The following is a 21,707-nucleotide window of genomic DNA, read 5'->3' as shown; positions in this document are numbered from 1 at the left end:
TACAAGGGTCTCCGACGGCGCTAGCCGTCAAGCGGGTCATGCTTTATTATCCAGCATCTTTTTCAGACCATCGAGAGGCGTGCGGCCCACACCGCGGGCAGATGGCACGCAGGAAGCCCGGACTAATAAGATGGCATTGAAATCCCCCGCGTTTCGTAAAAAATTCCCGTTGCTGGTTACCGGCGGTTTGCTGGCCCTGCAACCTCTAGCCACTTCCTTCGTGGTCGCTGCGGAACAGTATGACTGCTCAGTCTCTGCTTCGGGTGGCTGGGCCTGTGCGCCGAAAACCAGCGCAGCCCAACTGCCTCCGCGGCCGGTTCACGACGCCAACTCGGTCAGCTCCAGCGTTGCTACAGCGGCTGATGCCGGCGCTGCGGGCGAAGCAGCCAGCGGCGACAAGCCGACGCTGGTGACCGAAGCCAAAGGCCGTGGACTGAAATCCCGCAGTGCGGACTACAGCCACCTCGACTGGGTGCCGCGTGAGAAGCTCACCGCCGCTCAATTGGCCGAGACTGGTCCTTACTGCTCTGGTTCCTATATCGAACCGATTCGTCCTGGCATGAATGACAAGACGAATAAAAGTGACGCCCCGACCTTTATCGGCGCCAAGGCCTCGCGTTATCAGCAGGAAGCACAAGTGGCGACCCTGGCCGGTGACGTGGTCATGCGCCAGGGCAGCATGCAGGTCGAGGCCGACGAGGCCAACCTGTACCAGGCCGAGAACCGTGGCGAACTGAGCGGCAACGTACGGATTCGCGACAACGGCACGCTGATGGTCGGCGACCACGCCGACGTGCAACTCGACACCGGTGAAGCCAAGGTCGACAACGCCGAATACGTGATGCACAAGTCGCGGGTACGGGGCAGCGCGCTGTACGCCAAGCGTGCGGAAAACGCCATCATCCGCCTCAAGGATGGTACGTACACCACCTGCGAACCGAACAGCAACGCCTGGCAGCTCAAGGGCAACAACATCACCTTGAACCCGGCCACCGGCTTCGGTACCGCGACCAACGTGACCTTGCGGGTCAAAGATATTCCGGTGCTCTACACCCCGTATATCTACTTCCCGATCGACGACCGTCGCCAATCCGGCTTCCTGCCACCGAGCATCAGCAGTGGTGGCGACACCGGCTTCATGCTAGTCACGCCGTACTACTTCAACCTGGCACCTAACTACGACGCCACGTTGTACCCACGCTACATGGCCAAGCGCGGCCTGCTGATGGAAGGCGAATTCCGCTACCTGACCAAGAGCAGCGAAGGTCAGTTCGGCGCGGCCTACCTCAACGACGACGATACCGATCGCAGCAAGCAGACCGACTACGAAAAAACCCGCTACATGCTCAACTGGCAGCACAAGGGCGGGCTTGATTCGCGTCTGATGACCGAGGTCGACTACACCAAGATCAGCGATCCTTATTACTTCCAGGATCTGCAGACCGATCAGCTCGGCGTGAAGTCGGCCACCGACTACGTCAACCAGCAAGGTGCCGTGACCTATCGTGGTGATGACTACACCGCTCGCCTCAACGTACAGGCGTACGAGCTGGCCAGCGTGTCCAACATCACCCCGTACAACCGCCTGCCGCAAATCACTTTCAACGGTGCCTTGCCATATCACCCACAAGGCCTGGATTTCACCTACGAGACCGAGCTGGTGCGCTTCGAGCGCGACCTGAGGAAAGGCAACTACTTTGACAAGGACGGCGGCCCATTCGATGCTAATGGCATTGCAATCGGAACTCGCCGCCTGGATGAAAACGTTGCCGGGCTGGCCCGTTCCAACGGTGACCGCCTGAACCTCAAGCCTGGCGTCAGCCTGCCGCTGAACTGGAGCTACGGCTACCTGACACCGTCCCTCAAGTACATGTACACCCAGTACAATCTTGATCTGGATGCGCAAGGCAAAGGCGACTTGGTCAGCAATAGAAACAACGCCTCGGCATTGGGCGAGTCCTACAAGAGCTCGCAGAACCGCGGCGTCCCAATCGCCAGCCTCGACGGTGGCCTGTACTTCGACCGCAACACCCAATGGTTTGGCAAGAACTACCGCCAGACCCTGGAACCCCGCGCGTTCTACCTCTATGTACCCGAGGAAGACCAGAAGGACATCCCGGTGTTCGATACCGGCGAATACACCTTCAACTACGCCTCGCTGTTCCGCGACAACCGCTTCTCGGGCTCCGACCGCGTCGGCGACGAGAACAAGTTGTCCCTGGGCGTAACCAGCCGCTGGATCGAGGACAACGGTTTCCAGCGTCAACGCATCAGCGTCGGCCAGGCTCTGTACTTCAAGGACCGCACCGTCCAGCTCCCGGGTATCGACTACCGCACCCGTGCGGATGCCAAGTCCAACGTCTCGCCTTACGCGCTTGAATACGAATACCGCTACAACCGCGACTGGCGTACCACTGCCGACTACAACTGGGACCCGGACAGCCACAGCCCGCGTTCCGGCAGTGCGATGCTCCACTACCAGCCTGAAGACAACCCGAACAAGGTCATCAACGCCGGCTATCGCTACCGCAACGACCAGATCCGCTATGACCAGAACAGCGGCACCTGGAAAATGGGCGGCGACTACGGCACTCCGGGCCAGCCTGGCTACGTGAAGGACTACTACAAGATCCAGCAGCATGACTTCTCGGTGATCTGGCCGATCGTGCCGCAATGGAACGCCATCAGCCGTTGGCAGTACGACTACAACCGTAACCGCACGCTCGAGGCCTTCGGTGGTTTCGAATACGACAACTGCTGCTGGAAACTGCGCCTGATCAGCCGTTACTGGGTCAAGTATGACGAGTTCAGTCAGAACGCTCCGGAAAACGAGAAAGGCGACCGCGGCATCTTCCTCCAAATTGTTCTGAAGGGTCTCGGTGGCGTCATGGGCACCAAAGTAGAGAGCTTCCTCGACAAAGGCATCCAAGGTTATCGTGAACGTGAAGACCAAGCTTTCTGATTGTCTGCGCCCGCTGATGCTGGGCGCGCTGTTCCTGAGTACCGCGGCCAGCGCCGCGGTGCAGTCCATCGACAAGGTCGTGGCCATCGTCGATAACGACGTGGTCATGCAGAGCCAGTTGGACCAGCGGGTTCACGAAGTCCAGCAAACCATCGCCAAGCGTGGCGGTGGCGTGCCACCTACCAGCGTTCTGGAACAGCAAGTTCTGGAGCGCCTGATCGTTGAAAACCTGCAACTGCAGATTGGCGAGCGTTCCGGCATCCGCATCACCGATGAAGAGCTGAACCAGGCCATCGGCACCATTGCCCAGCGCAACAGCATGAGCATCGAGCAGTTCCGCGCCGCCCTGGCTCACGATGGCCTGTCTTATGAAGACGCGCGTGATCAGGTTCGCCGCGAGATGATCATCAGCCGCGTGCGTCAACGCCGTGTGGCCGAACGCATTCAGGTGTCGGAGCAGGAGGTGAAGAACTTCCTGGCCTCGGACCTGGGCAAGATGCAGCTCTCCGAAGAACTGCACCTGGCCAATATCCTGATCCCGACCCCGGAAAGCGCCAACTCCGAAGCGATTCAGAGTGCCGCCCGCCAGGCCATGGACGTGTACCAGCAACTCAAGCAAGGTGCGGACTTCGCCCAACTGGCGATTGCCCGCTCCGGCAGTGATAACGCCCTGGAAGGCGGCGACATGGGCTGGCGTAAAGCCGCTCAACTGCCTCCACCGTTCGACCGCGAGCTGAGCGCAATGGCCGTTGGCGACATCACCCAGCCAGCACGCACCCCAGGCGGTTTCATCATCCTCAAGCTGCTGGACAAGCGCGGTGGCGGCAATCAGGTGCGTGACGAAGTGCATGTACGCCACATCCTGATCAAGCCAAGCGAAATTCGCAGCGAAGAAGAGACCAAGCGCCTGGCGCAGAAGCTCTACGAGCGCATCGAAGCCGGCGAAGACTTCGCCGAACTGGCGAAAAGCTACTCCGAAGACCCAGGCTCGGCACTCAACGGCGGTGATCTGAACTGGATCGACCCGAACGCCCTGGTACCGGAATTCCGCGAAGTGATGGCCAAGACCCCACAAGGTCAGCTGTCCAAGCCGTTCAAGAGTCCTTATGGCTGGCACGTACTGGAAGTCCTTGGCCGTCGCGCCACCGACAGCACCAGCCAGGCCCGTGAGCAACAAGCCATGACCGTCCTGCGCAACCGCAAGTACGACGAAGAGCTGCAGACCTGGTTGCGGCAGATCCGTGACGAGGCCTACGTCGAAATCAAACTGCCTGGCGCTGAACAGGCGGCACAGTGAAACCCAGACGTTTCGCTCTGACACCCGGCGAACCGGCGGGTATAGGTCCTGACCTATGCCTGCTGCTCGCCTCGCAACCCCAGCCTTACCCCCTGATTGCCATTACCAGCCGCGACCTGCTCCTTGAGCGGGCCGCGCAACTGGGTGTGGCAGTCAATCTGCTGCCGGTGACCCTGGAGCAACTGCCGAGTCAACCCGCCCCCGCAAACAGCCTGTATGTCTGGGACACCCCCCTGGGCAAACCGGTGGTCAGCGGCCAGCTGGACCAGGCCAATGCCGCCTTCGTCCTGGAAACCCTGACTCGCGCCGGCCAGGGCTGCCTGGATGGGCACTTTGCCGGCATGATCACGGCCCCCGTGCACAAGGGCGTGATCAACGACTCCGGAATCGCCTTTTCCGGGCATACCGAATTTCTCGCGGACCTGACCCTCACCGAACAAGTGGTGATGATGCTGGCCACCCGTGGCCTGCGCGTGGCCCTGGTGACCACCCACCTGCCCTTGCGGGAGATTGCCGACGCCATCACCGTCGAGCGCCTGGAGCGGGTCACACGGATCCTGCATGCCGACCTGCAGCATAAGTTCGGCATCCCCCAGCCACGCATCCTGGTGTGTGGGCTCAACCCTCATGCCGGTGAAGGCGGACACCTGGGCCGCGAAGAAATCGACATCATCGAACCCACCCTAGAGCGCCTGCGCAATGAAGGCATGGACCTGCGCGGTCCATTGCCAGCCGACACTCTGTTTACCCCCAAATATCTGGAGCACTGCGACGCAGTGCTGGCGATGTACCACGACCAAGGCTTGCCCGTGCTGAAATACAAAGGCTTCGGCGCGGCCGTCAATGTGACGCTCGGCCTGCCGATCATCCGCACCTCCGTCGACCATGGCACCGCCCTGGATCTGGCCGGCAGCGGCAAGATCGACACCGGCAGCCTGCAGGTCGCCCTGGAAACCGCCTACCAGATGGCCGAGAACCGTTTATGAGCGAGCAATACCAACACCGGGCGCGCAAGCGCTTCGGTCAGAACTTCCTGCACGACGCCGGCGTCATCGACCGCATCCTGCGGGCCATCCACGCCAAACCCGAAGACCGCATGCTGGAAATCGGCCCGGGCCAGGGCGCCCTGACCGAAGGCCTGCTGGGCAGCGGCGCGCAGCTGGATGTGGTGGAGCTGGACAAGGACCTGATCCCGATCCTCAACCAGCAGTTCGCCGGCAAGAGCAACTTCAACCTGCATCAGGGCGATGCCCTGAAGTTCGACTTCAACACCCTGGGCGCGGCGCCAAGCAGCCTGCGGGTGGTCGGCAACCTGCCCTACAACATCTCCACTCCGCTGATCTTCCACCTGCTGCAGAACGCCGGACTGATCCGCGACATGCACTTCATGCTGCAAAAGGAAGTGGTCGAGCGTCTGGCAGCCGGACCCGGCGGCGGTGACTGGGGCCGCCTGTCGATCATGGTCCAGTATCACTGCCGCGTGGAACACCTGTTCAATGTCGGTCCCGGCGCCTTCAACCCGCCACCGAAAGTCGACTCGGCCATCGTGCGCCTGGTGCCCCATGCGGTACTGCCACACCCAGCCAAGGATCACCGACTGCTGGAACGCATCGTGCGCGAAGCCTTCAACCAGCGCCGCAAGACCCTGCGCAACACCCTCAAGGCCCTCCTCAGCAGCGCCGAGATCGAAGCCGCCGGCGTCGACGGCAGCCTGCGCCCCGAGCAATTGGACCTGGCCGCTTTCGTGCGCCTGGCCGATCAGCTGGCCGACCAGCCCAAGCCTGCTGCCGACTGAGCGTTACCTCTGCCCGAGATCGGGTAGGACGCCGGACAGGATGTCTGGTTTACTACCCGGTACTTGACCTAGACTGACTTCCATCAGCTTTGTCCCGCGCCCCGCTTTGCTTTAAAGGCCTCTTGCATGTCCGATCCTCGTTATCAGGTCGATGTCAGCGTCGTCACCCGCTTTCTGGCAGACCAATCGCAACCCGAGCAGAACCGCTTCGCATTCGCCTACACCATCACCGTTCATAACAATGGCTCGCTCCCGGCCAAGCTGCTGTCCCGGCACTGGGTGATCACCGACGGCGACGGTCACGTGGAAGAAGTGCGCGGCGCCGGCGTGGTTGGCCAGCAACCGCTGATCGCCGCCGGCAAAAGCCACACCTACAGTAGCGGCACCGTGATGACCACCCGGGTCGGCAACATGCAGGGCAGCTACCAGATGCTCGCCGAAGACGGCAAACAGTTCGACGCCATCATCGCGCCCTTCCGCCTGGCGGTCCCCGGAGCCCTGCACTGATGGCAACTTACGCTGTCGGCGACCTGCAAGGCTGCCTGGAGCCACTGCAGTGCCTGCTTGAACAAGTCGCCTTCGACCCGGCCCGGGATCACCTGTGGCTGGTGGGCGACCTGGTCAACCGTGGCCCGCAGTCGCTGGAAACCCTGCGCTACCTGTACTCGATCCGCGATTCGCTGGTCTGCGTGCTGGGCAATCATGACCTGCACCTGCTGGCCGCCTGGCGCAACATCGAGCGCTTGAAAAAGTCCGACACCTTGCGCGAGATCCTTGAGGCCCCCGACCGCGAAGAACTGCTGCAGTGGTTGCGCCAGCAAAAACTGCTGCACTACGACGAAGCCCGCCATGTGGCCCTGGTGCATGCCGGCATCGCCCCTCAGTGGTCGCTGAAAAAAGCCCTCAAATGCGCCGCCGAGGTGGAAGAGGCGCTGCGCGACGACAACCTCTTCGAACCCTTTCTGGACGGCATGTACGGCAACGACCCGGCGAAATGGGACAGTGACCTCAAAGGCGTGACCCGCCTGCGGGTCATCACCAACTATTTCACCCGCATGCGCTTCTGCACCAGCGAGGGCAAGCTCGATCTCAAGAGCAAGGAAGGACTGGATACCGCCCCGGCGGGCTATGCCCCCTGGTTCAGTCACAAGGAGCGCAAGACCCGGGACCTGAAGATCATCTTCGGCCACTGGGCGGCCCTGGAAGGCCATAGCAACCAACCCGGCATTTTCGCCCTCGACAGCGGCTGCGTCTGGGGCGGCGCCATGACCCTGCTGAATGTCGACAGCGGCGTGCGCCTGACCTGTGATTGCGATGCTCAGGGACACGCCGCACACCCTTCCCCCAACCCCTTGCCTGTCTCGGCAAAGCGCTAGTCGGCGCTGACTATCAAGCTCCAGGAGCCCGCCATGAGCGAATTCAAACGCATTCCCCCAGAACAGGCCCAGGCGCTGCGCGAGCAAGGTGCCGTGGTGGTGGACATCCGCGACCCGCAAACCTATGCCCTGAGCCACATCAGCGGCTCGCAGCATCTGGATAATCACTCCATTTCCGACTTCATTCGCAACGCCGACCTGGACGCCCCGCTGGTGGTGGTCTGCTATCACGGAAACTCCAGCCAGAGCGCCGCCGCGTATCTGGTGAGCCAGGGTTTTTCCGATGTCTACAGCCTCGACGGCGGCTTCGAGCTGTGGCGCAGCACCTACCCGACGGAAACCGCCCAAGGCGGCGCCGAATAATTTTTTTCCTCAGCTCCAGCCCGCGTACTACGTGGGCTGACGCGCCACCGGACGAACGGTAGTGCGCAACTAATTCCCCATCTCGCCTTGACCTCCCGGATTCCGAACTATCCTTAGCCTCAGGCCATCCAAATCAGGGGAGAGCCGGTACACCGGCGAGTGGGTCATCGGTACTAGCTTTCAAGGTCGATAGCTTTGGAAGTGTTCTGGGGGGTAAACGGCAACTGGATTTTCAGTTGCTCGCCAGCACTTGACTGACTGATCCGACGCCGGCTCAACGTATCGAGCGAGGTGACGTCATGAGTATTTTTAGCCACTTCCAACAGCGCTTCGAATCCACACGCCAGGAAGAGTTCTCACTGCAGGAATACCTGGAGCTGTGCAAGAAGGACCGAAGCGCCTACGCATCCGCCGCCGAACGCCTGCTATTGGCCATCGGCGAGCCGGAACTGCTGGACACTTCGACCAACTCGAGGCTGTCACGAATCTTTTCCAACAAGGTGATCCGGCGTTATCCGGCCTTTGAAGACTTCCATGGCATGGAAGAATGCATCGACCAGATCGTCTCCTACTTCCGACATGCCGCTCAGGGCCTGGAAGAGAAGAAACAGATCCTCTACCTCCTGGGTCCGGTGGGCGGTGGTAAATCGTCCCTGGCCGAGAAGCTCAAGCAACTGATCGAAAAAGTGCCCTTCTACGCCATCAAGGGTTCCCCGGTCTTCGAATCGCCACTGGGGCTGTTCAACGCCACGGAAGATGGCGCGATTCTCGAAGAAGACTTCGGCATTCCCCGGCGCTATCTCAACACCATCATGTCGCCCTGGGCCACCAAGCGCCTGTCGGAGTTTGGCGGTGACATCAGCCAGTTCCGCGTGGTGAAGCTGTACCCGTCGATTCTCAACCAGATCGCCGTGGCCAAGACCGAGCCCGGGGACGAGAACAACCAGGACATTTCGGCACTGGTCGGCAAGGTGGATATCCGCAAGCTGGAAGAATTCCCGCAGAACGATGCCGATGCCTACAGCTACTCCGGGGCACTGTGCCGGGCCAACCAGGGCCTGATGGAATTCGTCGAGATGTTCAAGGCCCCCATCAAGGTGCTGCACCCATTGCTGACCGCCACCCAGGAAGGCAACTACAACAGCACCGAGGGGCTGGGGGCGATCCCCTTCACCGGTATCCTGCTGGCCCACTCCAACGAATCGGAGTGGCACACCTTCCGCAACAACAAGAACAACGAAGCCTTCATCGACCGGATCTATATCGTCAAGGTGCCTTACTGCCTGCGCGTCACCGATGAGGTGAAGATCTACGACAAGCTGCTGTTCAACAGCTCCCTGGCCAAGGCCCATTGCGCCCCCGACACCCTGAAAATGCTGGCGCAGTTCACTGTGCTGTCGCGCCTCAAGGAGCCGGAGAACTCCAACATCTACTCGAAGATGCGGGTCTATGACGGTGAAAACCTGAAGGACACCGACCCCAAGGCCAAGTCGATCCAGGAATACCGCGACAGCGCCGGCGTAGATGAAGGGATGAATGGCCTGTCGACCCGGTTCGCTTTCAAGATCCTGTCAAAAGTCTTCAACTTCGACCCCCATGAAGTGGCGGCCAACCCGGTGCACCTGCTGTACGTGCTGGAACAGCAGATCGAGCAGGAACAGTTCCAGGCAGAAACCCGCGAGCGTTACCTGCGTTTCCTCAAGGAATACCTGGCGCCGCGCTACATCGAGTTCATCGGCAAGGAGATCCAGACCGCTTACCTGGAGTCCTACAGCGAGTACGGCCAGAACATCTTCGACCGCTACGTGCTCTATGCGGACTTCTGGATTCAGGATCAGGAATACCGCGATCCGGAAACCGGCGAGATCCTCAATCGCGTGGCCCTCAACGAGGAGCTGGAGAAGATCGAAAAACCGGCCGGTATCAGCAACCCGAAAGATTTCCGCAACGAGATCGTCAACTTCGTCCTGCGTGCCCGGGCCAACAACAACGGCAAGAACCCCACCTGGCTCAGCTACGAAAAACTGCGGGTGGTCATCGAGAAGAAAATGTTCTCCAACACCGAGGACCTGCTGCCGGTCATCAGCTTCAACGCCAAGGCCAGCAAGGAGGATCAACAGAAACACAACGACTTCGTCACACGAATGGTCGAGCGCGGCTACACCGACAAACAGGTTCGGCTGCTGTCCGAATGGTATCTGCGGGTCAGAAAATCGCAGTGATGCAGCTGCAAGCTTCTAGCTACGAGTTGCAAGCGCGATGCTGCGGAGCCTTCCCGGGCCCCGCCGCTACGCCGCTTGCGGCTTGAGGCTTATGTCTTGAAGCTCCCCGGAGGGGCCCATGAGCTATGTGATCGACCGACGTCTCAATGGCAAGAACAAGAGCACGGTGAACCGCCAGCGCTTCCTGCGGCGTTACCGTGACCATATTAAAAAGGCCGTCGAAGAGGCCGTCAGCCGCCGCTCCATCACCGACATGGAGCACGGCGAACAAATCAGCATTCCCGGGCGGGATATCGACGAACCGGTGCTGCACCACGGCCGTGGCGGCAAGCAGACCGTGGTCCATCCCGGGAACAAGGAATTTACCGCCGGCGAACATATCGCCAGGCCTCAGGGCGGCGGCGGTGGCGGCGGCCGCGGCAAGGCCGGCAACTCCGGCGAAGGCATGGACGAATTCGTCTTCCAGATTACCCAGGAAGAATTCCTCGAGTTCATGTTCGAAGACCTGGAACTGCCCAACCTGGTCAAACGCAACCTGACCGGCACCGACACCTTCAAGACCGTGAGAGCGGGGATCAGCAACGAAGGCAACCCGTCGCGGATCAACATCATCCGCACCTTGCGCTCGGCCCACGCCCGACGCATTGCCCTGTCCGGCAGCAGCCGGGCCAAGCTGCGGGAGGTGAAAGAAGAGCTGGAACGCCTGAAACGCGAAGAACCGGACAACTTCGGCGATATTCAGGAACTTGAAGCAGAAATCGAACGCCTTAGCGCGCGCATTCATCGCGTGCCTTTTCTCGACACCTTCGACCTCAAGTACAACCTGTTGGTGAAACAGCCCAACCCCAGCTCCAAGGCGGTGATGTTCTGCTTGATGGACGTCTCCGGCTCCATGACCCAGGCCACCAAGGACATTGCCAAACGCTTCTTCATCCTTTTGTACCTGTTCCTCAAGCGCAACTACGACAAGATCGACGTGGTTTTCATCCGCCATCACACCAGTGCCCGTGAAGTGGACGAGGAAGAGTTCTTCTATTCCAGGGAAACCGGCGGGACCATTGTCTCCAGTGCCCTGAAACTGATGCAGGAGATCATGGCCGAGCGCTATCCAAGCAACGAATGGAACATCTACGCCGCACAGGCTTCCGACGGCGACAACTGGAACGATGACTCGCCCATCTGCCGCGACATCCTGATCAACCAGATCATGCCTTTCGTGCAGTACTACACCTACGTGGAGATCACTCCACGAGAGCACCAGGCCCTGTGGTTCGAATACGAACGTATCGCCGAGGCCTTCTCCGACACGTTCGCCCAGCAACAATTGGTTTCGGCCGGCGATATCTATCCGGTCTTCCGTGAACTCTTCCAGCGCAGGTTAGTGACATGACCGCCAGAGAGCAGAAGCGCCAACCCATCTCCACCGGCTCGGAATGGACGTTCGAGCTGATCCAGGCCTACGACCGCGAAATCAGCCGTATCGCGGCTCGCTATGCTCTGGATACCTACCCCAACCAGATCGAAGTGATCACCGCCGAGCAGATGATGGATGCCTACGCTTCGGTGGGCATGCCCTTGGGTTATCACCATTGGTCCTACGGCAAGCACTTTCTCAGCACCGAAAAGTCCTACAGCCGCGGGCAGATGGGACTGGCCTACGAGATCGTGATCAACTCAGACCCTTGCATCGCCTACCTGATGGAGGAGAACACCATCTGCATGCAGGCCCTGGTCGTCGCGCATGCCTGCTATGGCCACAACAGCTTCTTCAAGGGCAACTACCTGTTCCGCACCTGGACCGATGCCAGCTCGATCATCGATTACCTGGTGTTCGCCAAGCAGTACATCATGCAGTGCGAGGAGCGCCATGGCATCGATGCCGTGGAGGATCTGCTGGACTCCTGCCATGCCCTGATGAACTACGGCGTCGATCGCTACAAGCGGCCTTACCCGATCTCCGCCGAGGAAGAACGGCGCCGCCAGAAGGACCGGGAAGAGCACCTGCAGAAACAGATCAACGATCTGTGGCGCACCATTCCCAAAGGCGCGGACAAATACAGCGACAAGGACAATGCTCGCTTCCCCGCCGAGCCTCAGGAAAACATCCTGTACTTCATTGAAAAGCACGCACCCCTGCTGGAGCCCTGGCAGCGGGAGATCGTGCGCATCGTGCGCAAGATCGCCCAGTACTTCTACCCGCAGCGCCAGACCCAGGTAATGAACGAGGGCTGGGCAACCTTCTGGCACTACACCCTGATGAATGACCTGTATGACGAAGGCCTGGTGACCGACGGCTTCATGATGGAATTCCTCGCCTCCCATACCAGCGTGGTTTACCAGCCGGGCTTCGACAGTCCTTACTACAACGGCATCAACCCCTACGCCCTGGGCTTTGCCATGTACCGGGACATCCGCCGCATATGCGAGGAACCCACGGAAGAGGACCGCCGCTGGTTCCCGGAACTGGCTGGCACCGACTGGCTGTCGAGCATCAAATTCGCCATGAGCAGCTTCAAGGACGAGAGCTTTATCCTGCAGTACCTGTCACCCAAGGTGATCCGTGATCTCAAGCTGTTCAGCATCATGGACGACGACCAGAAGGACGACCTGCTGGTGCCGGCGATCCATGACGAAAGCGGCTATCGGATCATCCGCGAAACCCTGGCCGCGCAATACAACCTGGGCAACCGGGAACCCAACGTGCAGATCTGGAGCATCGACCGCCGCGGCGACCGCTCACTGACCCTGCGCCACCAGCAACATGATCGCAAACCCCTTGGCGACTCCACCGACGAGGTACTCAAGCACCTGCACCGCCTGTGGGGCTTCGACATTCACCTGGAAACCCTGCAGGGCGATCAAGTGGTGAAAACCCATCACGTCCCGCCAAGAAGCGATCACAACGAAAACGACTACGGTCGGCTGGACCTGGCAGTCATCCACCTCTGAGTCCAACAACAGTCCTCCGTCAGCGCGACACAAGAGTTATTCTGTCGCGCTAACGGAGGTTTTTTATGCGGATTTACAAAGTCGGCGGCGCAGTGCGCGATCGCTTGCTGGGCAGGCCGGTCACCGATATCGATTGGGTGGTAGTCGGTGCCAGCGCAGAAGACATGATCGCTCAGGGCTTTCGCCCGGTTGGCGCCGATTTTCCGGTGTTTCTGCACCCCAAGAATGGCGAGGAATACGCCCTGGCCCGAACCGAGCGCAAGAGCGGACGGGGTTACGGCGGATTCACCTTCCACGCCAGCCCGGAAGTCACCCTGGAAGAGGACCTGATTCGCCGCGACCTGACGATCAACGCCATGGCTGAGGATGATCAGGGTGTCGTGACCGACCCATATAACGGCCAGAAGGATCTTCAAGAACGGCTGTTACGTCATGTTTCCCCGGCATTCGCCGAAGATCCCCTTCGAGTACTGCGGGTAGCGCGATTCGCCGCGCGCTATGCCGGCCTGGGTTTCAGGGTGGCCGCAGAGACGCTCGAACTGATGCGAGAACTCAGTGAGTCAGGCGAGCTGCAGGCCCTCACCGCGGAGCGCAGCTGGAAGGAGATTTCCCGGGCCCTGATGGAAGAACAGCCCCAGGTCTTCATCCAGGTGCTCCGGGACTGCGGCGCCCTGGCGGTGCTGATGCCCGAGGTCGACGCCCTGTTCGGCGTTCCCCAGCCAGCCGCGCACCATCCGGAGATAGACACCGGCCTGCACACCCTCAGCGTTTTGCAGCAAGCGGCACTGCACCATCAGCCCCTCTCGGTACGCTGGGCCTGCCTGCTGCACGACCTGGGCAAAGGCCTTACTCCCGAGCAGGAGTGGCCACGGCACATCGGACACGAACACAAGGGTCTGGAGCTGATCAAGGCCGTCAGCGAGCGGTTCAAGGTGCCACGGGAATGCCAGGAACTGGCATTGCTGGTAGGCCAGTACCACACCCAGGCCCACAAGGCGCAGGAACTGAAGGCCTCGACACTGCTAGAGCTGCTGCAAAGCTTTGACGTGTTCCGTCGCCCGCAGCGCTTCGAAGAGTTCATTGCCGCTTGCGAGATGGATGCCCGCGGACGGTTGGGATTGGAGTCGCGCCCCTACCCCCAAGCGGACTATCTGCGCGGCGCGGCCAATGTGGCCCGGGCAGTGGCGGTCCAGCCGTTGCTTGAGCAAGGCTTCAAAGGCCCGGCACTGGGCGAAGCGCTGAGACTGGAACGACTGAAAGCGCTCAAGGCCTACAAGGAGCCGCCCACACCTTGAGCCCCGCGGGCAAGGCACAAGCCTTGCCCGCCTCACGAGCCGAGGCTGGGGACTACAGCCCGGGAGGCGTCAGTTGCCGGCCCCGCCATTCGAACGGCACCGGCGCCAACACCTGATCGATCTGCGCTTCATGCCAGAGCGCCGCCAGGCTCTTGCCGGCCAGCGGATGCACTCGCTCAGGGGCCATCAGCGACAACGGCCAAAGCACGAAGGCATTCTTCAGGATCTCTGCCCGAGGCAGGATCAGACCATCGAAATTGCCGGTCAGATCGCCATACAGCAGCACATCGATGTCCAGCGGCAAGCCTTTGCGGTCCGGAGCATAGCGGCCGTTGTCCGCCTCGATGAACTTCAAGCGCCGATCCAGTTCAATCAACGGCAGATCGGTATAGCCCGACACCACCAGATTGAAGAACGGGCCGCTCTTGATCCCCACCGGCTGGCTCTCGAACACCGCCGAGCAACGCATATCCACCAGAAAGCCGGCCAGGGCATCAAGCCCGGCGCACAGGTGAACTTCACGCTCGATATTGCTACCGAGCCCCAGAAACACCTGAGTCAGCGACATCCGCGCTCGATCTCCACGCCCACGCCCGCGGCAGCCGGAACGGCACCCGGCTTGGTCAGCTTCAAATGCAGCCACGGAATGTGGAACTCGCTCATCAGCACTTCGGCAAGACGCTCGGCAAAGGTTTCCACCAACTGGTACTGGGCCTGCTCGGCAAACGCCTGGATCCGCGTGGAAACGCTGGCGTAATCCAGCGCCAGCGTCAGATCATCCCCAGCGGCGGCCGGGCGATTATCCCAGGCAAAGCTCAGATCAAGACGCAGGCACTGTCGGATGCCACGCTCCCAGTCGTAGGCTCCAATCACGGTGTCCACTTCCAGTCCTTCGATAAACACTCTGTCCAAGCACTCTTCTCCGCAGCACGACAAGGGCGCAATGCGCCGTTAGAATCAGGGCGTCCTCGCCCGGAATAGTTAGCATGTTTTGGTTACTGGCGATTCTCGCCTACCTGCTTGGCTCTCTGTCCTTTGCCATTTTGCTCAGCCGCCTGACGGGCAATCCCGATCCGCGAATGAGTGGCTCGGGTAATGCCGGCGCCACCAACATGCTGCGCCTGGCCGGCAAGAAACTCGCAGTCCTGACCCTGCTGGGGGATCTCTGCAAGGGCCTGGTGCCCGTGCTGATCGCGCACCTTGCGGGACTCTCGCTGCAACAACAGGCCTGGGTCGGACTCTACGCCGTCCTTGGCCACCTGTTCCCTTTGTACTTCCGCTTTCGCGGCGGCAAAGGTGTCGCCACCGCCGCCGGCATGCTGCTGGGGCTTTATCCTCCAGCCGCCCTGCTGGCCGTCGCCGCCTGGGCGCTGACCTTCTACCTCACCCGTACCAGCTCACTGGCCGCCCTGATTGCCACGCCCCTGACCCTGCCGCTGCTGGCCTGGCAGGCGCCCGAAGCGCTGCTGCCGATGAGCGTACTGACGCTGCTGATCGTCTGGCGCCATCGCGGCAATCTACGCGACCTGTTTGCCGGCCGCGAACGGCATTTCTAAGTCCTCGACGATCAAAAGACTCAAGATTACGCCGCCGCGCACCCTCTAAAGGGCCGACAACTGCTCCATCGGCCAACGCGCCTGCACAGTGATTGCCAGGCTTTCCTGCTGACCGGCCTGCAAACGCTGACAACCGGCAAAGGCGATCATCGCGCCGTTATCGGTGCAGAACTGGGGGCGAGCATAGAACACATTGCCGTTCATCTCCGCGAGCATCTTTTCCAGAGCCTCGCGCAAGGCCTTGTTCGCGCTCACGCCCCCGGCGATCACCAAGCGCTTGAGGCCGGTCTGCTTCAGTGCGCGCTTGCACTTGATGGTCAAAGTCTCCACCACTGCCTGCTGGAACGCGAGGGAGATGTCGCAACGGGTTTGCTCACCGTCGTCTCCAGCGCTGACGCACTGCTGCCAGGTGTTGAGGGCGAAGGTCTTCAAGCCGCTGAAACTGAAATCGAGGCCAGGACGATCGGTCATCGGCCGAGGGAAGACAAACCGCCCCGGTACGCCTTGAGTGGCCAGACGCGCAATTTCAGGGCCGCCGGGATAATTCAGACCGATCATCTTCGCGGTCTTGTCGAACGCCTCGCCCGCCGCATCATCCAGCGTCTCGCCCAGCAGCTCGTATTGGCCGATGCCATCGACCCGAACCAGCTGGGTATGACCGCCGGACACCAACAAGGCGACGAACGGGAATTCCGGTGGCTGCTCTTCCAGCATTGGCGCCAGCAGGTGACCTTCCATGTGATGCACGCCCAGGGCTGGAATGCCCCAGGCGAACGCCAGCGCCTGGGCGCAGGAAGCCCCAACCAGCAGCGCGCCGACCAAGCCGGGACCGGCCGTATAGGCAATGGCGTCGATCTCGGTGGGCACACAGTCGGCCTCCGCCAGAACCTGACGGATCAGCGGCAGCATGCGCTTGACGTGATCACGGGAAGCCAGCTCCGGCACCACGCCGCCGTAGACGCGGTGCAGGTCGATCTGGCTGAACAGCGCATCGGCCAAAAGGCCGCGCTCGCTGTCATAAAGCGCGACGCCGGTTTCGTCGCAGGAGGTTTCTAATCCCAGTACTAGCATGGGTTTGCGCCTTGTAGAGGCTGAATTCGAAGGCGCGCATAATAGTCGCCACTCCCGCGCCCGACCAGCGGTTTTCGATCAGAGGCTTTGCATTCCGAGCGTTGAGGGGTTAACATCCGCAACCCTTAAAAACCGACGACCTCAGCCGCGATTTTTGCGACGAGAACGTTGACCCCGGTAATGAATGAAGGTAGCTCTGGATGCCAGCCGTCAAAGTTAAAGAGAACGAACCCTTCGACGTAGCTCTGCGTCGTTTCAAGCGCTCCTGCGAAAAAGCCGGTGTTCTGGCTGAAGTTCGTAGCCGCGAATTTTACGAGAAGCCGACTTCCGAGCGTAAGCGCAAAGCAGCTGCTGCTGTTAAGCGTCACGCCAAGAAAGTTCAGCGCGAACAGCGCCGCGCCGTACGTCTGTACTAATACACAGACGTTCGCTGCAAGCTTCTGCCAAGCCCGGCCCTCAGCCGGGCTAATGGCATTTGCGGAATACGCTTGATGCTTCACCGTCGAAGCCGCCCATGCGACCCAGACGAATCTGCTTCACCACGTCAGACCTGGCTCTTGCCAGCGGTGCACGTCTTTTCTGACGAGCCTTCCAAGGCTACTGACGAGCACACCCTTACTGATTCCTACAGACGATCAGCCCAAGGCGCACTTCTCCGGCGCCCGCTTAATGAGCTATCCGAGGCCACCCAAAGGCCACTGTCGGACTCAGCGCAATACCTTCAAATAGTCGAATACTGATAGAAACTAACGTCAGTGGACGTTCGGCAGATACACTTCCCGACTGCGATCACGCCGAAAACCCGGACCGAGCCGCGCCACCTTCACGCCTCGCTGCATCCGGTCTTTCGACAGCGTCGCCAGGGCTATTTTTTCCCGCAGTGATGACGAGAACGCCATGGCCGGGCTCATTCCCCAGAGCTTTATTGACGACCTTCTGAACCGCACCGACATCGTCGATGTCGTCAGCTCGCGCCTGCAGATCAAGAAAGCCGGCAAGAACTACACCGCCTGCTGCCCGTTCCACAAGGAAAAGACCCCCTCCTTCAGCGTCAGCCCCGACAAGCAGTTCTACTACTGCTTCGGCTGTGGCGCGGGCGGCAACGCCCTCGGCTTCATCATGGACCACGACAACCTGGACTTCCCCCAGGCCGTCGAGGAACTGGCGAAAGCCGCCGGCATGGAGATTCCCCGCGAGGAAAGCACTCGCGGCCAACGCAAACCCCGACAGCCCACGGACTCCCCGCTCTATCCCCTGCTCACTGCCGCTGCCGACTACTATCGCCAGGCCCTGAAAAGCCACCCGGCGCGCAAGGCGGCGGTGGACTACCTCAAGGGACGTGGCCTCACCGGCGAGATCGCCCGCGACTTCGGCCTGGGCTTCGCCCCGCCCGGCTGGGACAACCTGTTCAAGCACTTGAGCAGCGACACCCTGCAGCAAAAAGCCATGATCGACGCCGGCCTGCTGATTGAAAACGCCGAGACCGGCAAACGCTATGACCGCTTTCGCGACCGGGTGATGTTTCCCATCCGCGATACCCGCGGCCGGATCATTGCCTTTGGCGGCCGGGTGCTGGGGGACGACAAACCCAAATACCTGAACTCCCCGGAAACCCCGGTGTTTCACAAGGGCCAGGAACTCTACGGCCTGTACGAGGCCCGCAAGAACAACCGCAACCTCGACGAAATCATCGTCGTCGAGGGCTACATGGACGTGATTGCCCTGGCCCAGCAAGGGCTGCGCAATGCCGTCGCGACCCTGGGCACCGCCACCAGCGAGGAGCACCTCAAGCGCCTGTTCCGCATCGTGCCCAACGTACTGTTCTGCTTCGACGGCGACCAGGCCGGACGCAAGGCCGCCTGGCGCGCCCTGGAAGCCACCCTGAGCTGCCTGCAGGACGGACGCCGCGCACGTTTCCTGTTCCTTCCGGAAGGCGAAGACCCGGACACCCTGGTGCGCTCCGAAGGCACCGACGCCTTCCGCGCGCGGATCAATCAGCACGCACAGCCGTTGGCGGATTACTTTTTCCAGCAACTGATCGACGAAGCAGACCCGCGCTCTCTGGAAGGCAAGGCCCACCTGGCCACGCTGGCTGCGCCGCTGATCGAAAAGATCCCTGGCGCCAACCTGCGCACCCTGATGCGCCAGCGCCTCAGCGAGATCACCGGCCTGACCAGCGAAACCGTCACGCAACTGGTCCACAACGCCGCGCCGGAAGCGCCGCCAGCCTACGACGCCGGCATTGATTACGACGCAATGCCGGATTACGCCGACTACCATGAGCCCCACCAGGAAACCTACGTCCCTCAACAGGAGTGGACGCCGAAGAAAAATGGCGGCGGCAAGAAGTGGGAAAACAAGCCCTGGGACAAGAACGGCAAGGGCAAGCGCCAGGGCGATCGCGACCAGCCCAGGGGCCCGCGGGTCCCAGCAGCGGTGGAGCCTCCGACACTGGCAGCCCTGCGCACCTTGCTGCATCACCCGCAGTTGGCAGAAAAAGTTGAAGATGCCGGGCACTTTGCCGATGACGACAACATCAATACACAGTTGCTGGTCGCCCTGATCGAAGCCGTGCAGAAAAATCCTAAGCTACGCTCTATTCATCAGTTGATGGCGCGCTGGCACGGCACTCAGCAGGGCCACCTGCTGACTGCCCTGGCAGAAAAAGAGTGGTTGATCGACGGAGATAACCTTGAACAACAGTTTTTCGACACCATTAATAGCTTGTCCGCTCGCCAACGCGAGCGTGTTTTAGACCAACTTCTCAGGAAATCGCGTCAAAGCGAGCTCAGCAGCGAAGAGAAAATTCAGCTGGTTGAGCTTTTAAAACGCAATGTTCCCGCATCGAACCCGACCTCAACTGGCGCGTGAGGTCATAGCTCGGGTATAATCCTCGGCTTGTTTTTTGCCCGCCAAGACCTTCAGTGGATAGGGTGTTATGTCCGGAAAAGCGCAACAGCAGTCTCGCCTCAAAGAGTTGATCAGCCGTGGACGTGAGCAGGGTTACCTGACTTACGCGGAGGTCAACGACCACCTGCCGGAGGATATTTCAGATCCGGAACAGGTGGAAGACATCATCCGCATGATCAACGACATGGGGATCAACGTATTCGAGAGTGCTCCGGATGCGGATGCCCTTTTGTTGGCCGAAGCCGACACCGACGAAGCAGCAGCTGAAGAAGCCGCCGCAGCGTTGGCGGCTGTGGAAACCGACATTGGTCGCACTACCGACCCAGTGCGCATGTACATGCGCGAAATGGGCACGGTAGAGCTGCTCACACGTGAAGGCGAAATCGAAATCGCCAAGCGTATCGAAGAGGGCATCCGTGAAGTGATGGGCGCAATCGCGCACTTCCCTGGCACGGTTGATCACATCCTCGCCGAATACACTCGCGTCACCACCGAAGGTGGCCGCCTGTCTGACGTTCTCAGCGGGTACATCGATCCGGACGACGGTATTACGCCGCCTGCCGCCGAAGTGCCGCCGCCTGTCGACACCAAAACCGCGAAGGCGGATGACGACAGCGACGACGAAGAAGCTGAAGCCACCGAAGACGAAGAAGAAGCCGAAAGCGGTCCGGATCCTGTTATCGCCGCACAGCGCTTTGGCGCTGTCGCCGATCAGATGGAGATCACCCGCAAGGCGCTGAAGAAGCACGGCCGCGAGAACAAGCAAGCCATCGCCGAAATGCTGGCCCTGGCCGAATTGTTCATGCCGATCAAACTGGTTCCGAAGCAATTCGAAGGCCTGGTTGAACGTGTACGCAGCGCCCTGGATCGCCTGCGTCAGCAAGAGCGCGCCATCATGCAGCTCTGCGTGCGTGATGCCCGCATGCCGCGTGCCGACTTCCTGCGCCAGTTCCCGGGCAACGAAGTGGATGAAAGCTGGACCGACGCCCTGGCCAAAGGCAAGACCAAATACGCCGAAGCCATTGCCCGCCTGCAGCCGGACATCATCCGTTGCCAGCAGAAGCTGACCGCTCTTGAAGTCGAAACCGGCTTGAAGATCGCCGAGATCAAGGACATCAACCGTCGCATGTCGATCGGCGAGGCCAAGGCCCGCCGCGCGAAGAAAGAGATGGTTGAAGCCAACTTGCGTCTGGTGATCTCCATCGCCAAGAAGTACACCAACCGTGGCCTGCAATTCCTCGATCTGATCCAGGAAGGCAACATCGGCTTGATGAAAGCGGTGGACAAGTTCGAATACCGTCGCGGCTACAAGTTCTCGACCTATGCCACCTGGTGGATCCGTCAGGCGATCACTCGCTCGATTGCCGACCAGGCCCGCACCATCCGTATTCCGGTGCACATGATCGAGACGATCAACAAGCTCAACCGCATTTCCCGGCAGATGCTGCAGGAAATGGGTCGTGAACCGACGCCGGAAGAGCTGGGCGAACGCATGGAAATGCCTGAGGACAAGATCCGCAAGGTATTGAAGATCGCCAAAGAGCCGATCTCCATGGAAACCCCGATCGGTGATGACGAAGACTCCCATCTGGGCGACTTCATCGAAGACTCGACCATGCAGTCGCCAATCGATGTGGCCACCGTTGAGAGCCTCAAAGAAGCGACCCGCGAAGTACTCTCCGGCCTCACTGCCCGTGAAGCCAAGGTCCTGCGCATGCGCTTCGGCATCGACATGAATACCGACCACACCCTCGAGGAGGTTGGTAAGCAGTTCGACGTGACCCGTGAACGGATTCGTCAGATCGAAGCCAAGGCGCTGCGCAAGCTGCGCCACCCGACGCGAAGCGAGCATCTGCGCTCCTTCCTCGACGAGTAAGCCCAAGACCCCCAGCCCAGCTGGGGGTTTTGCTT

19 protein-coding genes are annotated in these 21,707 nt (G+C 60.6%); 15 read left to right on the top strand and 4 right to left on the bottom strand.

Going from position 1 to position 21,707, the window contains the following annotated elements; all coding sequences use genetic code 11:
• Nucleotides 1–130 precede the first annotated feature (130 nt).
• The 11 genes from ACMGG8_RS06895 (at nucleotide 131) to ACMGG8_RS06845 (ending at nucleotide 14,259) form a co-directional block, all read left to right on the top strand.
• Nucleotides 131–2,962: an LPS-assembly protein LptD gene (locus ACMGG8_RS06895; protein WP_414159360.1), complete on the top strand. Its 2,832-nt coding sequence runs from the start codon at nucleotides 131–133 to the stop codon at nucleotides 2,960–2,962.
• Nucleotides 2,943–4,259: a peptidylprolyl isomerase SurA gene (surA, locus tag ACMGG8_RS06890; RefSeq protein ID WP_042942111.1), complete on the top strand. Its 1,317-nt coding sequence runs from the start codon at nucleotides 2,943–2,945 to the stop codon at nucleotides 4,257–4,259. Before ACMGG8_RS06895 ends, surA begins: the two co-directional genes overlap by 20 nt.
• Entirely contained in the window at nucleotides 4,256–5,245 is a 990-nt protein-coding gene (gene pdxA / locus ACMGG8_RS06885; RefSeq protein WP_108545147.1) for a 4-hydroxythreonine-4-phosphate dehydrogenase PdxA, read from the top strand. Before surA ends, pdxA begins: the two co-directional genes overlap by 4 nt.
• Nucleotides 5,242–6,054, top strand: coding sequence for a 16S rRNA (adenine(1518)-N(6)/adenine(1519)-N(6))-dimethyltransferase RsmA (gene rsmA, locus ACMGG8_RS06880; protein WP_016967935.1), 813 nt, complete (start codon nucleotides 5,242–5,244; stop codon nucleotides 6,052–6,054). The genes pdxA and rsmA overlap by 4 nt, the downstream gene beginning before the upstream one ends.
• A gap of 126 nt (nucleotides 6,055–6,180) precedes the next feature.
• Entirely contained in the window at nucleotides 6,181–6,561 is a 381-nt protein-coding gene (apaG, locus tag ACMGG8_RS06875) for a Co2+/Mg2+ efflux protein ApaG (RefSeq protein WP_060841373.1), read from the top strand.
• Nucleotides 6,561–7,430: a symmetrical bis(5'-nucleosyl)-tetraphosphatase gene (locus ACMGG8_RS06870; RefSeq protein WP_414159359.1), complete on the top strand. Its 870-nt coding sequence runs from the start codon at nucleotides 6,561–6,563 to the stop codon at nucleotides 7,428–7,430. Before apaG ends, ACMGG8_RS06870 begins: the two co-directional genes overlap by 1 nt.
• A gap of 33 nt (nucleotides 7,431–7,463) precedes the next feature.
• Nucleotides 7,464–7,793, top strand: coding sequence for a thiosulfate sulfurtransferase GlpE (gene glpE, locus ACMGG8_RS06865; RefSeq protein WP_060841375.1), 330 nt, complete (start codon nucleotides 7,464–7,466; stop codon nucleotides 7,791–7,793).
• A 299-nt stretch (nucleotides 7,794–8,092) separates the two neighbouring features.
• Nucleotides 8,093–10,015 carry a PrkA family serine protein kinase gene (locus tag ACMGG8_RS06860; protein ID WP_011063831.1) on the top strand — a complete coding sequence of 641 codons (1,923 nt, stop codon included), beginning with the start codon at nucleotides 8,093–8,095 and terminating at the stop codon, nucleotides 10,013–10,015.
• Nucleotides 10,016–10,133: 118 nt separating this feature from the next.
• Nucleotides 10,134–11,405: a YeaH/YhbH family protein gene (locus tag ACMGG8_RS06855; RefSeq protein WP_060841376.1), complete on the top strand. Its 1,272-nt coding sequence runs from the start codon at nucleotides 10,134–10,136 to the stop codon at nucleotides 11,403–11,405.
• Entirely contained in the window at nucleotides 11,402–12,964 is a 1,563-nt protein-coding gene (locus ACMGG8_RS06850) for a SpoVR family protein (RefSeq protein WP_060841377.1), read from the top strand. Before ACMGG8_RS06855 ends, ACMGG8_RS06850 begins: the two co-directional genes overlap by 4 nt.
• Before the next feature lie 65 nt (nucleotides 12,965–13,029).
• Complete coding sequence (locus tag ACMGG8_RS06845) at nucleotides 13,030–14,259, top strand: multifunctional CCA addition/repair protein (protein ID WP_414159358.1); 1,230 nt, start codon at nucleotides 13,030–13,032, stop codon at nucleotides 14,257–14,259.
• 52 nt (nucleotides 14,260–14,311) lie between these two features.
• On the opposite strand, the gene folK is transcribed toward ACMGG8_RS06845, so the two are convergent.
• Both folK and folB read right to left on the bottom strand, forming a co-directional pair.
• Entirely contained in the window at nucleotides 14,312–14,827 is a 516-nt protein-coding gene (gene folK / locus ACMGG8_RS06840; RefSeq protein WP_060841379.1) for a 2-amino-4-hydroxy-6-hydroxymethyldihydropteridine diphosphokinase, read from the bottom strand.
• Nucleotides 14,818–15,171 carry a dihydroneopterin aldolase gene (gene folB / locus ACMGG8_RS06835; protein ID WP_060841380.1) on the bottom strand — a complete coding sequence of 118 codons (354 nt, stop codon included), beginning with the start codon at nucleotides 15,169–15,171 and terminating at the stop codon, nucleotides 14,818–14,820. Before folB ends, folK begins: the two co-directional genes overlap by 10 nt.
• 74 nt (nucleotides 15,172–15,245) lie before the next feature.
• Here folB and plsY point away from each other — a divergent pair, with 74 nt between their 5' ends.
• The gene (gene plsY, locus ACMGG8_RS06830; RefSeq protein WP_060841381.1) at nucleotides 15,246–15,815 is read left to right on the top strand and encodes a glycerol-3-phosphate 1-O-acyltransferase PlsY; all 570 of its coding nucleotides are present in this window, start codon (nucleotides 15,246–15,248) and stop codon (nucleotides 15,813–15,815) included.
• Between the two features lie 45 nt (nucleotides 15,816–15,860).
• On the opposite strand, the gene tsaD is transcribed toward plsY, so the two are convergent.
• Nucleotides 15,861–16,886, bottom strand: coding sequence for a tRNA (adenosine(37)-N6)-threonylcarbamoyltransferase complex transferase subunit TsaD (tsaD, locus tag ACMGG8_RS06825; RefSeq protein WP_060844790.1), 1,026 nt, complete (start codon nucleotides 16,884–16,886; stop codon nucleotides 15,861–15,863).
• Between the two features lie 200 nt (nucleotides 16,887–17,086).
• On the opposite strand from tsaD, the gene rpsU reads away from it, so the two are divergent.
• Nucleotides 17,087–17,302 carry a 30S ribosomal protein S21 gene (gene rpsU, locus ACMGG8_RS06820; RefSeq protein WP_002551877.1) on the top strand — a complete coding sequence of 72 codons (216 nt, stop codon included), beginning with the start codon at nucleotides 17,087–17,089 and terminating at the stop codon, nucleotides 17,300–17,302.
• A gap of 336 nt (nucleotides 17,303–17,638) precedes the next feature.
• On the opposite strand, the gene ACMGG8_RS06815 is transcribed toward rpsU, so the two are convergent.
• Complete coding sequence (locus ACMGG8_RS06815; protein ID WP_159426288.1) at nucleotides 17,639–17,785, bottom strand: hypothetical protein; 147 nt, start codon at nucleotides 17,783–17,785, stop codon at nucleotides 17,639–17,641.
• On the opposite strand from ACMGG8_RS06815, the gene dnaG reads away from it, so the two are divergent.
• Both dnaG and rpoD read left to right on the top strand, forming a co-directional pair.
• The gene (gene dnaG, locus ACMGG8_RS06810; RefSeq protein WP_060841383.1) at nucleotides 17,784–19,757 is read left to right on the top strand and encodes a DNA primase; all 1,974 of its coding nucleotides are present in this window, start codon (nucleotides 17,784–17,786) and stop codon (nucleotides 19,755–19,757) included. The genes ACMGG8_RS06815 and dnaG overlap by 2 nt on opposite strands.
• Nucleotides 19,758–19,824: 67 nt before the next feature.
• A complete protein-coding gene (gene rpoD, locus ACMGG8_RS06805) occupies nucleotides 19,825–21,672 on the top strand; it encodes an RNA polymerase sigma factor RpoD (protein WP_016967955.1) in 1,848 nt (615 codons plus the stop codon).
• The last annotated feature ends 35 nt before the right edge of the window (nucleotides 21,673–21,707 follow it).

It is taken from the genome of Pseudomonas sp. BNK-45 (genome assembly GCF_047456255.1).
In the GTDB taxonomy this organism is placed as follows: Bacteria; Pseudomonadota; Gammaproteobacteria; order Pseudomonadales; family Pseudomonadaceae; genus Aquipseudomonas.
This window is presented reverse-complemented; position numbering and strand designations above follow the sequence as displayed.

Coding starts and splice junctions, on each gene's coding strand:
- dnaG (WP_060841383.1), top strand. CDS start 17,784: ATGGCCGGGCTCATTCCCCAGAGCTTTATTGACGACCTTCTGAACCGC.
- ACMGG8_RS06815 (WP_159426288.1), bottom strand. CDS start 17,785: ATGGCGTTCTCGTCATCACTGCGGGAAAAAATAGCCCTGGCGACGCTG.
- tsaD (WP_060844790.1), bottom strand. CDS start 16,886: ATGCTAGTACTGGGATTAGAAACCTCCTGCGACGAAACCGGCGTCGCG.
- ACMGG8_RS06855 (WP_060841376.1), top strand. CDS start 10,134: ATGAGCTATGTGATCGACCGACGTCTCAATGGCAAGAACAAGAGCACG.
- glpE (WP_060841375.1), top strand. CDS start 7,464: ATGAGCGAATTCAAACGCATTCCCCCAGAACAGGCCCAGGCGCTGCGC.
- ACMGG8_RS06850 (WP_060841377.1), top strand. CDS start 11,402: ATGACCGCCAGAGAGCAGAAGCGCCAACCCATCTCCACCGGCTCGGAA.
- ACMGG8_RS06860 (WP_011063831.1), top strand. CDS start 8,093: ATGAGTATTTTTAGCCACTTCCAACAGCGCTTCGAATCCACACGCCAG.
- plsY (WP_060841381.1), top strand. CDS start 15,246: ATGTTTTGGTTACTGGCGATTCTCGCCTACCTGCTTGGCTCTCTGTCC.
- ACMGG8_RS06895 (WP_414159360.1), top strand. CDS start 131: ATGGCATTGAAATCCCCCGCGTTTCGTAAAAAATTCCCGTTGCTGGTT.
- ACMGG8_RS06870 (WP_414159359.1), top strand. CDS start 6,561: ATGGCAACTTACGCTGTCGGCGACCTGCAAGGCTGCCTGGAGCCACTG.
- ACMGG8_RS06845 (WP_414159358.1), top strand. CDS start 13,030: ATGCGGATTTACAAAGTCGGCGGCGCAGTGCGCGATCGCTTGCTGGGC.
- rpsU (WP_002551877.1), top strand. CDS start 17,087: ATGCCAGCCGTCAAAGTTAAAGAGAACGAACCCTTCGACGTAGCTCTG.
- rpoD (WP_016967955.1), top strand. CDS start 19,825: ATGTCCGGAAAAGCGCAACAGCAGTCTCGCCTCAAAGAGTTGATCAGC.
- folK (WP_060841379.1), bottom strand. CDS start 14,827: ATGTCGCTGACTCAGGTGTTTCTGGGGCTCGGTAGCAATATCGAGCGT.
- apaG (WP_060841373.1), top strand. CDS start 6,181: ATGTCCGATCCTCGTTATCAGGTCGATGTCAGCGTCGTCACCCGCTTT.
- rsmA (WP_016967935.1), top strand. CDS start 5,242: ATGAGCGAGCAATACCAACACCGGGCGCGCAAGCGCTTCGGTCAGAAC.